We start from the raw sequence: 14,461 nt of genomic DNA, 5'->3' as shown, positions 1-14,461 counted from the left end.
TTACAAATTCCCTATATTTTCCGAATCGATTCTCGCCAATATGCGCACATTAAGTTTTTGTAAATGACACCTCTCAGCTTGCACCTCCCCATCTCGATTGTTAGTATGATTACGAAAACCGATATCGAAAACCGATTTTAAGGAGATGATGCACGTGGAAGACCGCGTTCTTCGAAAACTATTTCTCGGTTTTATCCATATCCATATCTTGCACCACGCCTCTGAACACCCGGTGTACGGAGCATGGATGGTCGAGGAGCTCCGCGAACACGGCTACTCGATCAGCGCCGGCACGCTCTATCCGATTTTGCACTCGATGGAGCAAGACGGGCTGCTCGTCCGGACGAACGAGCTCGTCGAGGGTCATATCCGGAAAAATTACACGACGACCGAAAAAGGCCTCGTCGTCTTGGCGGAAGCCCGTCAAAAAGCGTATGAACTATTCAAAGAAATTAAGGAGTGAAGCACATGTCCAACCAACGCGTAACGTTCAAAACGTTACTTGAGATTTTATTCGTATCGACCCGGCTCGGCCTGACCTCGTTCGGCGGACCGATCGCCCACCTCGGCTATTTCCATGAGGAGTACGTCCGCCGTCGCAAATGGATGGACGAACGCGCCTATGCCGACCTCGTCGCCCTCTGTCAGTTCTTGCCGGGTCCGGCGAGCAGCCAAGTCGGCATCGGGATTGGGATCGTCCGTGGCGGCATCCTCGGCGGGATCACGTCGTTCATCGGGTTCACGGCCCCGTCCGTCATCGCCCTCATCTTATTCGCCCTATTGGTATCGGGACTCGACGTCTCAGACGCGGGCTGGCTTTATGGATTGAAAGTCGTCGCCGTCGCCATCGTCGCCCATGCTATTCTCGGGATGGCCGGCAAATTGACGCCGGACGCGAAGACGCGGACAATCGCGTTCTTCGCACTCGCCGGGGTGCTGTTATGGCAGACGACCTATAGCCAAGTGCTCGTCATCTTGCTCGCCGGACTTGCCGGGTTCTTGCTGTTCAAACCGCAAAACCTCGACGTCAAGTCGGCTTCGTTCCCGCTCTCGAAACGACTCGGGGCGACGCTCCTCGGCCTGTTCGGGGCGCTCCTCGTCATCTTGCCGATCTTACGGGAGACGATCGAGAGTCAATCGGTCGCCATGTTTGATAGCTTTTACCGCGCGGGGGCCCTCGTCTTCGGCGGCGGCCACGTCGTCTTGCCGCTACTCGAGCGCGAACTCGTACCGGCCGGTTTCTTAAGTGAAGAGGCGTTCCTCGCTGGTTACGGGGCCGCCCAAGCCGTACCGGGACCGCTCTTCACATTCGCGTCTTATCTCGGGACGGTCATCACTGGCGTGCCGGGAGGTCTGCTCGCCACGCTTGCCATCTTCTTGCCGGCGTTCCTGTTGATCCTCGGCGCCTTGCCGTTTTGGGATGCACTCCGTCGCAACCCGAAAGTCGCCGGTGCGCTCATCGGTGTCAACGCTGCCGTCGTCGGGATTTTGATTGCCGCCTTCTATCAGCCGATCTTCACGAGCACGGTGAACGGTGCGGTCGACTTCGTCTTCGCTGCTTTCTTGTTCGCCATGATCGCATATTGGAAGATGCCGCCTTGGGCGCTCGTCATCGTCGGGGTCATCGGCGGGATGATCATCGGCACGTTATAACACGAAAAAGGGACTTCATTGCGAAGTCCCTTTTGTCATGGTCGCCATTTCCAGCGCATATAGTTGATGAACAGCTTCACGTACGCCAACTGTTCACGGACGACGTACTTCAATTTCGTTGCCGGGGGCGTCTTTGCGTAGAGCGCATCGATCGCTAGGTCAAAATACAGTTTACCGACGAGCCGGGCCCGCCTGACGTGAAAATCGTTCGTGACGATCGTTAGTCCAGGCTCCCCATCCCAAATCGGACGGCTGAACAGAAAGTTCTCGTACGTCGACGTCGACTCCGCCTCGATATGGATTCGCGCCGCGTCAACGCCACGTGCCATCAACTCCCGGGCAATGACGCGCGCTTCCGCCATCCCTTCGTCGGGTCCTTGTCCGCCGGAGGCGATCAGCTCGATGTGTGGATATATGCTTGCATATGCGGCCGCCGCTTCAATCCGGTGCATCAAGGCCTGGGACGGTTGAATCCCGTTCACTTTCGCACCGAGGACGAGAACGTATCGATACGTTCCATCTGCAGTTTTTCTCATTGTAGGCTCCTTTATGCTTGAACATGAGGAAAGGACCTAACTATACTTTCCTTAGTCAGGTCCCTTCCTCATCCTATAATTACTTCAGGTTTACTGCTTGATGTCGACAATTCGCCCTTCAACAGTCGGTGTGACCGTTTGAAGTTTCACGAGATAATCACGCATGATTTCCCAGTCAATAATCCCCAAATCATTCACACGACCCTCTTCATATGCCTTTTTAAACTCAAGGTAGTTGTCCCCACCTTTTGCAGCAAAGAAGTTCGTTGCAATCTTATAATTCTCATTCGTTACGACGTCCACATATTGTCCATTACGAAGCACTTGCGCCTTCACAATTCGGTTATTTGCTGCTTTCGAACTATCAAACTCAATCTTCATACCTGACATATGCAAGAAACCGCCACTCTCAATTGGGTAGACGCTCACGCTACGCTCAAGGGCTGATAACAGTTCGCTTCCTTGCAACGTCATGACCGCTAACGTATTTCCGAACGGAAGTGTTGTCAATACTTCACCTGCCGTCACTGGGCCTGCATTGATTGACGCACGGATACCACCAGCGTTTTGAATCGCTGCGACAACTTCGCCGTCGACTTGTTTTGCACGATCCAACATGCCGTCCGTAATCAAGTTCCCTAACGCCGTCTCATTTTTACGAACGCTCGGTTTGTTGACATCCCCAGCATCACGCGGGTTGTCAAATACCGCAGTCGTCGTCGCACCAATCTCGGCGTTACGGATGCTTTCAATTTCTTTTGCAAATGGAGCAAGTAAGCTGACCGCCGTCGGATCAGCGGCATAGCCTTTGATGTCAATCAACTTACCTTGGTGTGCAACAACTTTCCCCGTGTGGTCAAACTCGACATCGAGCGTACCGAGGAATTCCCCATATTGATACGCTTGTACAATTACAGTTGGCTCTTCTCCATCAACCACAACGACTGGTGCGTCTAAACGAGAATGCGAGTGACCACCAATAATGACATCAATTCCTTCTACGCGTTTCGCGAGTTCTAAATCATTATCGATTGCCGGATTGTCGTCGAACCCTAGGTGCGAGACGGCTACGATTTGATCGACACCGCGCTGTTTAAACGCTTTGACGGCTTTCTCGGCTTCTTCAACATAGTGTTGGAATTTGATTGGTCCTGGACTAGCGATGTTCGCCGTGTCTTCCGTCGTCAATCCGAAGAATCCAACTTTCTTCCCGTCCACCACTTTGATGACGCCTTCGTATAATTTTCCATCGTACGGCTTTCGCTCAATCTCATCCGAGTAAAGACTGCTCAAATATTGATCAGCACTATAATCCACGTTCGAACTGACGAACGGGAATTTGGCGTTTTGAATAAAAGTTGCAAATTCTTGGTGCCCCGCCTCTGTGCCAAGGTCAAATTCATGGTTGCCCGGTACCATCAAGTCATAGTTCATGTAGTTCATGAGTGTCAAATCAGCTAGTCCTTTGAACTCGTTGAAGTAAAGCGATCCCGAGAACACATCTCCCGCATCGATCAACAGACGATCTGCATTCTCTTGTCTGAGTTGATTAATTGCCGTAGCTCGTTTTGGTGCGCTATCGAGTGAAGCATGTGTATCGTTCGTATGCATCACAGCCAATTTGAAACCTTCCACTTTATATGGAACATCGACCGTCACACGCTCTCCCTTATGTGTGTACGTCGCTTGTGCCATAAACTCACCGATTGTCGCGGTCGATAGGTTTGACAAATTCACAGGCTGTTTTCTCACTTGCTTACCGATTTTCACGTTGAAGATCCGATGTTTCCCGGTAATCTTTTCTCCTTGCTTGAAGACAAGCGGTGACTCTGGCAACAGGATTTCAATCGCATCGTTTTTTTTCGTTTCGTATGTATCTTTAGAATCTTGTTTTGCTTCGACTGAAGCAACTGGTGCGATTGCCGATACGGCCAATGCCGCAACGATCATACCGGTGAATAAATGTTCCGACTTAGATGAAAACATATACTTTTCCCCTTTCGAACTTCCCCTAATACAGCGACATGACGACTTGTGGTTGAGAGCGTTACCAAAAACCTCTCTTCTTTAAAATATAGGACAATAGACGTGGAAACAATCTTTTTTTGTAAATGTTTTTTGGTTTTTGCGATTCGATGAGTATCCTCTTAAAAAAAGAAACCGGATGTGGCGCCTCACACCCATCCGGTACGTTCATTCCCTATATGGTCGATTACTGATAAAAGTATTCAATAATTCGTGAAGTCGCAAATCCTGGTTCGTCATCGTACCATTCTGAGGCCCAACTTAAATCACCATGGACATCCTGTTCAATACAGTCGACCAAGGCACCGACAGATTTCACAATCGGAGCATCAACGAGAGTCTCATAGTCTTGAACCACGCCAGGAACAATCGAATACGAGTCAAAATCTGGGACAAACAATGCTATTTTCGTGTTGAATAAGCAGGCTTCAAACGGGATAGAAGAATAATCGGTGATGACCCATTCTGCTTTGATTAAATGAGGCATAATCGACTCAGTCGGCTCGATAAATTGTATCCCTTCAATCGGAACAGATAACTCAACCGCCGGATGAAGCTTTACCATGAACTGAAATCCTAGCTCAGTCAACGCTTCTTGCATATCCCGAATATAAGAAATCACATCAAAATCGGTGTTCTCACGATACGTCGGTGCATAAATGACGAGACGGTCTTTTTTCATCGGTTGCAAGTGATACCAATGATCGGTCCGCGGCATCCCTAACGAGACAAAGCGGTCAAGAGGTAAATCATGTGCTTCGGAAAATTGTTCCGCGCATTCCATACCAGGAACGACGAACTGCCCATACTGTTGATAGACTCGTCGAAATCGTTTATTCGCGCGCTCACCTCGTTCTTGATTTTGTGTCGCATGAAGCCCGAACGACTTCAGCGCTCCTGCCGCATGCCAAACTTGAAATCGTTTCGTGCCAAGTCGAATCGGAAAAGAAGCCAACTCAACGATATAGTTATCCATGATCGCATGTGAAGAAGTCGCCATGAGATAAGGCAATCGAAGCAATCGATTCACTAGAGTCATTGGTCGATAAATGATATTCCGATGACTCGGAGCATCTCTCAGCATCGCTTTTCGTTGATCATAAAAAATATAGACGCGGTTTCCCTCACTTGCTAATTGATTAGCGATTGGCCAAACGTTATCACCATATGTCACGATGCAGGTTGTTTGCGATTTAGGAGTAAATAGTAAGCAGGCGGCGTAAATCGTGCGGAGAAGAAACAAGTAACAAGAAATGACATAGTCCTTCATCATCTTATTTCCTTAGTTCCTTAGCGAGCATCTCCACTACGTTTGCGGCAGCATGCCCATCATCAAATTCACAGAACCGGTGATGGAACTGCTCCATCTTGCCTTGGTACATTGCTTCAATCGACTCCAACTCTTCCAACGTCTGGTACAACTCTTCTTCGGTCCGGACTAATGGCCCTGGTGCCTCTTCGGTGAAGTTCATATAAAAGCCACGAATATCGTCACGGTACTCCTCTAAGTCGTACACGTAAAAGAGCATCGGTCGCTTCAAATGAGCGAAATCAAACATGACGGATGAATAGTCCGTGATCAACACATCGCTGATTGTATAGAGTTCTGCAATATCAGGATAATGCGACACGTCAAGCACATGAGGCGAGACGTTGCTCAAGTCAAGGTTCTCCGAGACGAGATAATGGAAGCGAACGAGCAGGACATAGTCGTCTCCAAGCCTTGACACAAAGTTTTCAAAATCTAATGGAAGCGTTAAGCGGTATTGTCCTCTTCCTTCGTTTTGTTGGTCACGCCAAGTCGGCGCGTACAAGATGATTTTTTTATCATTCGGCAACTCCAACTTGTCTTTGACGCGCTTTGTCACTTCTCGTAATCGGGTTTGGTGATAAAATAGATCATTGCGCGGGTAACCAACCTCTAACATCGTTCGATGAAAGGCGAACGCACGTTTAAAAATATTTGACGAGTAACTATTCGGAGAGATTAAATAGTCCCATTTACTCGACTCTCGCGTGAAGGACGCCTTATATCGCTCCGTGTCTGTACCCGGCATATGGACTGTATTCATATCCAACGCCAATTTTTTGAGCGGTGTCCCGTGCCACGTTTGTAAATAAATCGTGTTCTCGTCCTTCGGGATCCAGTTGGGAAGACGACTATTTGAAACCCACACGCGAGCTCGTGCCATGTAGTACACCCATTGGAATGAGAGACGTCGAACCGTTTTCACACCTGCCGGAAGTTCAATCGACGTCCGAGAATCGAGACTCCACACTAATTCATCATGCGGATACTTACGACGCCATTCTTCAAAAATAGCTTTTGGACTGTCACTGTATTGTTTACCTAAAAAACTTTCAAACATGACAAGGTTCTGGTTCTTCATTTTAGGAAGCTGTTGCAGAAATTTCATTGCCCAGAAGTAAACAATGCGACCTGCTTTAGCCTTTACCTTATGAAAAAGGACGTTCATTTGGTATTACCTCTACCTTCATTAGTCATAATTCATCGTAAACGTAAAAAATAGTACAAAACGAAGTCATTTCGCTCAGAACAGCGCCATCCGTAAGTAGGGGCCACTGTGAGTTTAAGCGTAAAGCGACTATCCCACATTAATCGTCATCCGACTATTTTTTAGATAATCGCTATAGACGCTGTTGTACTTCGCTACAAAACAGATTGCTTCGAATTGTTTGATGAGACATTGATCAAGCTTAGTCATTTTGATTCGATAACGCTGATTCTAAAATTTTGTTCACGATTCGGATTGATGCTTGACCGTCCCCATATGGATTAGACGCAGAGGCCATCCGCTTATACAATTCCAAATCGTCTAATAAACGGCTCGTTTCAGCCACAATTGTTTCACGGTGACAACCTACGAGTTTCAGCGTTCCTACTTCAACCCCTTCAGGTCTCTCTGTCGTATCACGCATCACTAGGACTGGAACTCCGAGCGAAGGCGCCTCTTCTTGTATACCACCCGAGTCGGTCAAGACGAGATAAGATTGACCGAGGAAGTTATGAAAATCAATGACATCGAGTGGTGGAATCAAATGCACTCTAGACAAGTCACCTAACACCTGTTTGGCCAACTGTTTAATCAACGGATTCAAATGCACGGGAAAGACGACTTCAATATCATCGTATGCTTCTACTAAATCACGAGTCGCCATAAAAATATTTTGCATCGATTCCCCGAAGTTTTCTCGCCTATGGGCTGTGAGCAAAATCATACGACGCTGCTTTTGACGAATGCTGTCAATAAGCGGATGTCGATAGTCATCGTTCACTGTCTTCATCAATGCATCAATTGAAGTATTCCCAGTCACTATAATCGTTTCGAGTGGCTTACCTTCTTCCAGTAAGTTTTGTTTCGCTTGATTTGTCGGTGCAAAATGCAGGTCGGCCAACACACCAATCAATTGACGATTGGCTTCTTCGGGAAAAGGAGAGTACTTGTTGTTTGTCCGAAGGCCAGCTTCAACATGCGCAACGGAGATTTGATGATAGTAAGCGGTCATCGCAGATGTGAATGCAGTCGTCGTGTCACCATGAACTAAAATCATGTTTGGTTTTTCTTGAATCAAAAGGGCTTCAAGTTCTTGCATAATAGCAGTCGTAACACCGACCAACGTTTGATTGACTTTCATGATATTCAAGTCATAGTCCGGTACAATGTCAAAATACTCGAGCACTTGATCCAGCATTTCCCGATGTTGAGCCGTCACGATGATTTTCGTCTCAATGTGATGATGCTTTTTTAGTTCTTGAATGACCGGAGCCATTTTTATTGCTTCTGGTCGTGTTCCAAAGATTGCAATGACTTTATACATGACAATGTTCCTCCCTCTTATTTTGCAATGTGGGAAGCTATTAATCTGGCGACTTCTCGACTAGCCGTTCCGTTTTCAAACGTCGAGAATTCCTTCACAAAATCGTCATATTTTCTTTGGAAATCGTTTGTCCATCCTGTGTCTTTCAAACATTCAATCAGATCGTTGCATGTCATCACCACAGGGCCTGGTGATTGCTCCCGAAGGTCAAAATACATGCCTCGATATGCCCAATACTCCTGCATGTCCGGGCAATAGAAGATCATCGGTTTACGAGTCAAGGCAAAGTCGAACATGACAGAAGAGTAGTCCGTCACTGCTACGTCCGAAATGATATAAAGTTCTTGAATATCTTCATATTTCGACACGTCAATCACGTTAGGCGGTAACTCCAAATCTTTCAATGCAGTAGCCTCTAAATAGTGTAGACGCAACAACAACGTATCCTTTCTGTTCAATGATTCGCTTAATTGTTGGACTATTTCCGATGTGCGCTCCACTGAATTTTGATTCCAATCTCGGAACGTCGGCGCAAATAAAATCACTCGGCTTTCTGAGGCAATTCCAAGAGAAGCTTTCACTTGTTTACTTAACGAATCTTTGTTTGCCAATAACAAGTCGTTGCGAGGCGAGCCACATTCTAAAATGTTGGCGTCCAATTGAAACGCTTGTTTAAAAATAGTCGTGTTATATGGGCTCGAAGACAAGAACACATCCCACGCCGAAACTTGTTTCTTTAAACGGTTAACGTCTTGTGTGGACAGTCCTGTCAATTTGTCATGGCCCATCTTTTTCAATGGCGTGCCGTGCCACGTTTGCACGTACAATTGCCTCGCCTGTTTTTTGAAAAACTGCGATACACCTTGGTTATCCACAATGACCAAAGACTGTCCGAGCAGTCGCTTGTACTCCTCGGTACCTCGCGTCACGTACATCGGATTGCCTGGCACCGTAACATGCTTCCCTTCTTCAAATGACCAGATGTACTGAACCGGCAAATCCATCTTCAGCAACTCTTCGTAAATATATTTCGGACTGTCACTGTATTGTTTACCCATATGGCTTTCAAACATGACATACGGTTTAATCGACAGCGTCTTTTGTTTTCTCGTGAGTAGTCCGTCAAAACGATGTGAAATTTTTCCGAATAGGTAACTTTGTTTAATCAATTCGACATTCTTTTTCAGGACATTCGTAGGAATCACATCCAACTCGATGAAATTATTTTTGTATAATCCAATGCTGAATTGATGCGTCTCGTTCGATGCTCGTTGGAGTCTGAAATTTGTCACTTCGCTGTTTGACAAGACGTGTCGTCCTGTCTTGTTTCCTACTTTGTAACTGAGTTCAATCGTATATTTACCAAATGGAAGGTTTGGTAAAATGAAGTCGACGCGATTTGGACCGGCCGTCAAGCCAAGTTGTTGTGCATATTTGGCTGCGTCATTTTTAACCGCAATCGTCGCGGTCACCTCAGAATCCGAGAATCCGAACACGCTGAAGTCCAATTCGACGCTTAACGTCAAATCGTCACTTAACTCGATCCGCTTGACATCCGTACGCGCTTTTAGACCCGGAAGCTTTAAAAACTTCTTCTCATTTTGATTCGTTTGCTCACTGACAAAATATACATTCGCCCCGTCAATCATGATGCGATGGAGTGGTATTTCCTCGTTGTTCACATACTTGATGTAGTCATTGAACCCGTCCACATCATTTTTATAAATCAAGAAGTAGAGAATCCGCTCATCGGTCGGCAATCGCAAGAACTCATACGGGTCAAACGTATTTTTGAAGTACTCATGCGCAATCTCATGAAACTCAACCCGATATTTGTCGGTTTGGTCTTTATAATCGTTCAAGTACAACTTCATATCATGTCGCAAAAACTTGTTGTTCTTGTGCCCTTTATACAGCTGTAAGTTGTTCTCATAGATGAACTCGTCCCACATCGAGTGCGCCTTCAGACGGTTCTTCAAGTTCGCAATCTCGTGACGTCGGTTCGTGATCGACAACGCAGTCGGATCCGTATCCGTCACGACGCGCCAATAGTAAATATTTTGCGTGATGATCGAAATGCTGTCCGCTAAGAAGTACGCTTTACCGGTAAACAAGACGTCTTCGTAATGGATGCCTTCCGGGAACCGGAGTTGGTGACGGTCTAAGAAAGAGCGTTTGTAAATTTTATTGACCGAGAGACTGTCAAACAGGATCGCCGGCATCTCTTTCACACTAATGTTCTGCAGGTCTTGTTTAAAGACAAGGTTTTTATACCAAATGTGATAGTTGTTCGTTCGTACGACTTGGCCCGATACAATATCAGAGTTCGTCCGGTAGCTAGCCGCCAACATTTTCTCACAAGCGTCGTGTGTGTACCAGTCGTCCCCGTCTAAGAACATCAGATAATCGCTCGTACTCGCGGCAAGCCCAGTATTCCGCGGAACACTGCAGCCGCCGCTGTTCTCGGTCAAATGAATGGCTTTGAATCGCTCATCTTTGGCCACAAACGCATCGATGAGTTCACTGGTCCGGTCAGTCGAACAGTCGTTGACGACGATACATTCAAAGTTCTTGAACGTCTGTGCCGCCACTGACTCTAGTGCTTCTTCGATATAGAGTTCGTTATTATAAGCAATCACAACAATCGAAAGTTCTGGTTTAGATGGTCCAAATATGTTTTTCATAATCAACCTCGCTCCAACTCTTTAAAAATCCGTTCCCATTCTTCCACGATTTTCTGTTCGGCAAAGCGACTACTGTTCTCAAACGAAGTCTCCGAAAATTGAAGGTACAACTCCCGGTTCGTCGCAATTCGCTTCATTTGTCGAGCCATTTGATACATGTCGTTGATTGGCACGATAAATCCGTCTTTGTAATCGAAAATGATTTCTCGAATCCCCGGTGCGCAATCTGTGGAAATACACGGTAATCCCAATGACTTCCCTTCAATCAGGGACATCGGGAGACCTTCAGCTTGCGACCCCAACACGACGACGCTTGACTGTTTCAAGTTCGACTCGATATCCGATGAATATCCTTCTAAAAAGACGCGTTCAGAGAGGCCGAGTGATTTGATTTGATGATTGAGTTTTTCTCGCTCTGGACCGTCGCCGATGATGACGAGATTCCAATCCACTTCATGGACAATCAAATGAAACGCGTTGATGACGGTATCGAACCCTTTCTCTTTGATGAGACGACCTGTCGTCACGAAACGCTTATTGTTCCACAGTTGTAACGGATTCATTTTCTCTCGAAACGGGCTCGGATTATATACATAATCGACATTTCTAAACCCTTTTGACTTAAAGTATGATGTATCCTCGTGAGACAACGTCAAGAAGCAATCAATCGTTTTGTAGTATTTCATCACTTTCTTGTATCGATGAGTCCCTTTCGATGCTAGATAACTCTCATGTGATTGTCCGATCAGTTTGATGTTTTTCCTAAACTTGATGTCATCAAACCACTGCATGCCCCACACTTGCGCCACGATGACGATGACCTCTTCCTCGCCAAACTTGTCAAAATACTCGCCAAGCCGCTTCGAGGCTGAAATCTTTTTCGCTCTTCGTCTCAACTCTTTCAAGATTTTTTTAGGGCTTCTTTTTTTAATCAACGAAAAGATAGATTGTTGCAATGGCGCCCGATAGCCGTCATCATGCAATAAAAAAATCGGAATGTTTTTATCGAAATAGACGACCTGATTGTCTTCGAACTCATTAATGCTGACGACTTCAACACGGTGCCCTTCTTGTTTAAATTTCGAGGAGAGTGTCGAGATGACTCTCTGTACACCACCCATACCATTGTATTCATTGACGACAAAAACGATATTCCTCATAATTTACCCCTCTAGCTTTGTAGTTGTCATTTCTAGCCATTTAGACTTTGTTTTGATTTGAAAGCTGTGATTTCCGACCACGTAGTGCTCTTGCAAGTCATATGACTTTAACGAGCTCCATACGGCTTTCTTTACGAATTGATCCGCTTGATAACGGACTTGAAGGAAGAATTTATACGACCCTTCAACCACATCCTGTAAATCAATCTCAAAGTGGTAGGGCATATGTTGATTCGTGCCATATATTTCTTGTGACTGATTTACATAGGTTTGCTCCGTTTTTGTAGCCGTGTTCAATACGCTTAACACGACTTCATGTCTCTCATTCGTTAAGTTCGGATGGTTCTTAATCGAATATCGTCCATCGAGTGCAAAAATGTTCGCTTGGACCGCGAGGCGTGTCGCCTGTTGATCAAGGGAGGCGATGCTTTGCACGACAAACGTCACATTCCGGGAACTCTTCAATGAAATCGCCTGTCCCATGCATTCCGTTTTCAGTTCATCCACATTCAAACGACTTTCAAATGGGATGAAGATGTCTTTGGCGTCTATGTTCTTAACGACACAGCCGAGTTCAACGTCATATCCACTTAAAAAAGCGAGGTGCTTTTTCAAATCAATGCTTGCTGAAAACGTCTCGTTCAGTTGAAACGGCTTTGATAAATCTACCACTTGATTGAATGACAGGAGCCTGATTGCAAGAGAAACTTGCGGACGTTCCACTGCTGTTTGTGTGGTGACACGGCCTGTGAGAGAAAAGTCCAATGTCGAGTCCGACGTGTCGAGAGAAATGTCTTCTAGGAAAGCTGTATAAGATAACGAGAGTTCCGCACTCTGCAAGTTCATCTCGTCGTTCATAAAGGCGTTATAAATGGCACCTACTTTTTTCGCATCTCCGTAGCCAATCAACTTTCCTTGATGCAACCAAGCCGCCTTGGAACAGAATGACTCGATGGCATGGCGATCATGACTGACAAAGATGATTGTCTTGCCTGCGTCTTTAAACTGATTCATTTTAGCCATGCATTTTTGACGGAACATCGAGTCACCTACCGCCAGTGCTTCATCGACAATCAAGATGTCAGGGTCCACGTTCACCGATATGGCAAATCCTAGTTTGGACTTCATCCCTGACGAGTAATTCTTGACAGGTTGGTAAATGAATTCACCCAACTCTGAAAACTCGATGATGCGCTCGACCTTCTCAGCCATTTCCTGTTCCGTATATCCCAGTAAAGTACCTTTCAAAAAAATATTGTCGTAGCCTGTAAGTTCCGGATCAATGCCAGAACTGACGTCCAAAAACACCAATGCGCCGTCCACATGAACGTCACCTTGATTGGCGTCCGCAATCCCTGTGATTATTTTGAGCAACGTAGACTTCCCAGAGCCATTTCTCCCCAATATTCCAATTGCTTCTCCTTTAGGAAGTTCTAGAGATACATCGTCCAGTGCCAAAAAATCTTTATGCAGTGTCTGTTTGAAGAGAAGTTCTTTAATTGGACCCCATTTATCTTTGTACAATTTATATCGTTTGGTGACATGTTTAACTTTAACAGAATACTCCATCGTTATTTCCTTTCCTTACAAAACGTCTAAAAATAGAGGTTTCATACGTGAGTAGATATAGTTACCCAAAAATAGAACAATTGCAACGACAGTCCAAAAGTATAAAGTTTCGATTGGTTTATTCCAGAACGCTTCGTCGTATAGCAACGTGCCTCGATAACCATCGACGATATAATGAAATGGATTGATTTTCGCAATCCACGCATACTTACCCAAATTTTCAGGGTTCCACAGGATTGGCGTCATCCAAAACAAGAAAATCAAAATTGTATCTAAAAACCGTCCGAAGTCTTTGCTGACCGCAACAAGCGGTGCCAAAAACGAACCGAAGGCAATCAGTAGAACTAGCGCGGCTACATCATAATATATAATTTGAATCCAATATATTGAAAGTTCAACTTCAGTCAGACTCAACAAAATCAATGCAACACTGATAATGAGAACGTGTTGATAGAACGCGAACAGCACTTGAACTGTCGGCAAAATTGAAATCGGGAATGGCGTGTTCTTGATGATTCCTCGTTTTGAACGATACACTTTAAATGAGTTTTTTAAGGCATCATTGATAAAAAACCAGCTAAGCATACCGACACTCAACCAAATTACGAACGGAACCTCACCGATATTGTTGTTGGCGCGTGCTCCGATACTAAATACAAACCAATAGACTAATATACGAATCGCCGGATTGATGAATGCCCAAAGCACACCTAATACGGTACCTGCGAATTCTTTTTTAATTTCCTGCTTGGCAAGCACATGAACCATCTGTCTCTTTTTCCACATTTGCGAATATATATTTGATAGCATCTCGCTTGTTTCCTTTCACTTCCTAAGTATGAAGCTTCCTAAATTCTGTTGCGACGTCAACCTAAAGGTCTTATCCCGCAACACACAGAATACCTCTAAAAGGGAAGTCTGACGTTGCAAATTGGTTACACCGACTTTTACATCATAAAAACACCTCAATAAAGCGAACAAAACGTCCAAACTT

General features: G+C 45.6%; 11 protein-coding genes. 2 read left to right on the top strand and 9 right to left on the bottom strand.

Going from position 1 to position 14,461, the window contains the following annotated elements; all coding sequences use genetic code 11:
* Window positions 1–154 precede the first annotated feature (154 nt).
* Complete coding sequence (locus tag KNP75_RS02815) at window positions 155–463, top strand: PadR family transcriptional regulator (RefSeq protein WP_058764359.1); 309 nt, start codon at window positions 155–157, stop codon at window positions 461–463.
* 5 nt (window positions 464–468) lie between these two features.
* Entirely contained in the window at window positions 469–1,653 is a 1,185-nt protein-coding gene (gene chrA / locus KNP75_RS02810; protein ID WP_215189790.1) for a chromate efflux transporter, read from the top strand.
* A gap of 35 nt (window positions 1,654–1,688) precedes the next feature.
* Here chrA and KNP75_RS02805 read toward each other — a convergent pair whose 3' ends face one another.
* The 9 genes from KNP75_RS02805 to KNP75_RS02765 form a co-directional block, all read right to left on the bottom strand.
* Window positions 1,689–2,189: a YdcF family protein gene (locus tag KNP75_RS02805; RefSeq protein ID WP_215189789.1), complete on the bottom strand. Its 501-nt coding sequence runs from the start codon at window positions 2,187–2,189 to the stop codon at window positions 1,689–1,691.
* A 90-nt stretch (window positions 2,190–2,279) separates the two neighbouring features.
* On the bottom strand, window positions 2,280–4,175 hold the full coding sequence (locus KNP75_RS02800; RefSeq protein WP_215189788.1) for a bifunctional metallophosphatase/5'-nucleotidase: 1,896 nt from the start codon (window positions 4,173–4,175) through the stop codon (window positions 2,280–2,282).
* Between the two features lie 226 nt (window positions 4,176–4,401).
* A complete protein-coding gene (locus KNP75_RS02795; protein WP_215189787.1) occupies window positions 4,402–5,484 on the bottom strand; it encodes a CDP-glycerol glycerophosphotransferase family protein in 1,083 nt (360 codons plus the stop codon).
* 4 nt (window positions 5,485–5,488) lie between these two features.
* On the bottom strand, window positions 5,489–6,583 hold the full coding sequence (locus KNP75_RS02790) for a CDP-glycerol glycerophosphotransferase family protein (RefSeq protein WP_251128270.1): 1,095 nt from the start codon (window positions 6,581–6,583) through the stop codon (window positions 5,489–5,491).
* Window positions 6,584–6,932: 349 nt separating this feature from the next.
* Window positions 6,933–8,054 carry a non-hydrolyzing UDP-N-acetylglucosamine 2-epimerase gene (wecB, locus tag KNP75_RS02785; RefSeq protein ID WP_215189785.1) on the bottom strand — a complete coding sequence of 374 codons (1,122 nt, stop codon included), beginning with the start codon at window positions 8,052–8,054 and terminating at the stop codon, window positions 6,933–6,935.
* Window positions 8,055–8,071: 17 nt separating this feature from the next.
* Window positions 8,072–10,738 carry a bifunctional glycosyltransferase/CDP-glycerol:glycerophosphate glycerophosphotransferase gene (locus KNP75_RS02780; RefSeq protein ID WP_215189784.1) on the bottom strand — a complete coding sequence of 889 codons (2,667 nt, stop codon included), beginning with the start codon at window positions 10,736–10,738 and terminating at the stop codon, window positions 8,072–8,074.
* Between the two features lie 2 nt (window positions 10,739–10,740).
* A complete protein-coding gene (locus KNP75_RS02775) occupies window positions 10,741–11,898 on the bottom strand; it encodes a glycosyltransferase (protein WP_215189783.1) in 1,158 nt (385 codons plus the stop codon).
* Window positions 11,899–11,901: 3 nt separating this feature from the next.
* Complete coding sequence (locus KNP75_RS02770) at window positions 11,902–13,467, bottom strand: ABC transporter ATP-binding protein (protein ID WP_215189782.1); 1,566 nt, start codon at window positions 13,465–13,467, stop codon at window positions 11,902–11,904.
* Window positions 13,468–13,482: 15 nt separating this feature from the next.
* Window positions 13,483–14,277, bottom strand: a complete 795-nt coding sequence (locus KNP75_RS02765) for an ABC transporter permease (RefSeq protein ID WP_215189781.1) — start codon at window positions 14,275–14,277, stop codon at window positions 13,483–13,485.
* Window positions 14,278–14,461 lie beyond the last annotated feature (184 nt).

Source organism: Exiguobacterium sp. s6 (assembly GCF_018618155.1).
Taxonomy (GTDB): Bacteria; Bacillota; Bacilli; order Exiguobacteriales; family Exiguobacteriaceae; genus Exiguobacterium; species Exiguobacterium mexicanum_A.
Note: the sequence above shows the minus strand (reverse complement) of the source record. Positions and strands in the feature narration are given on the sequence as shown.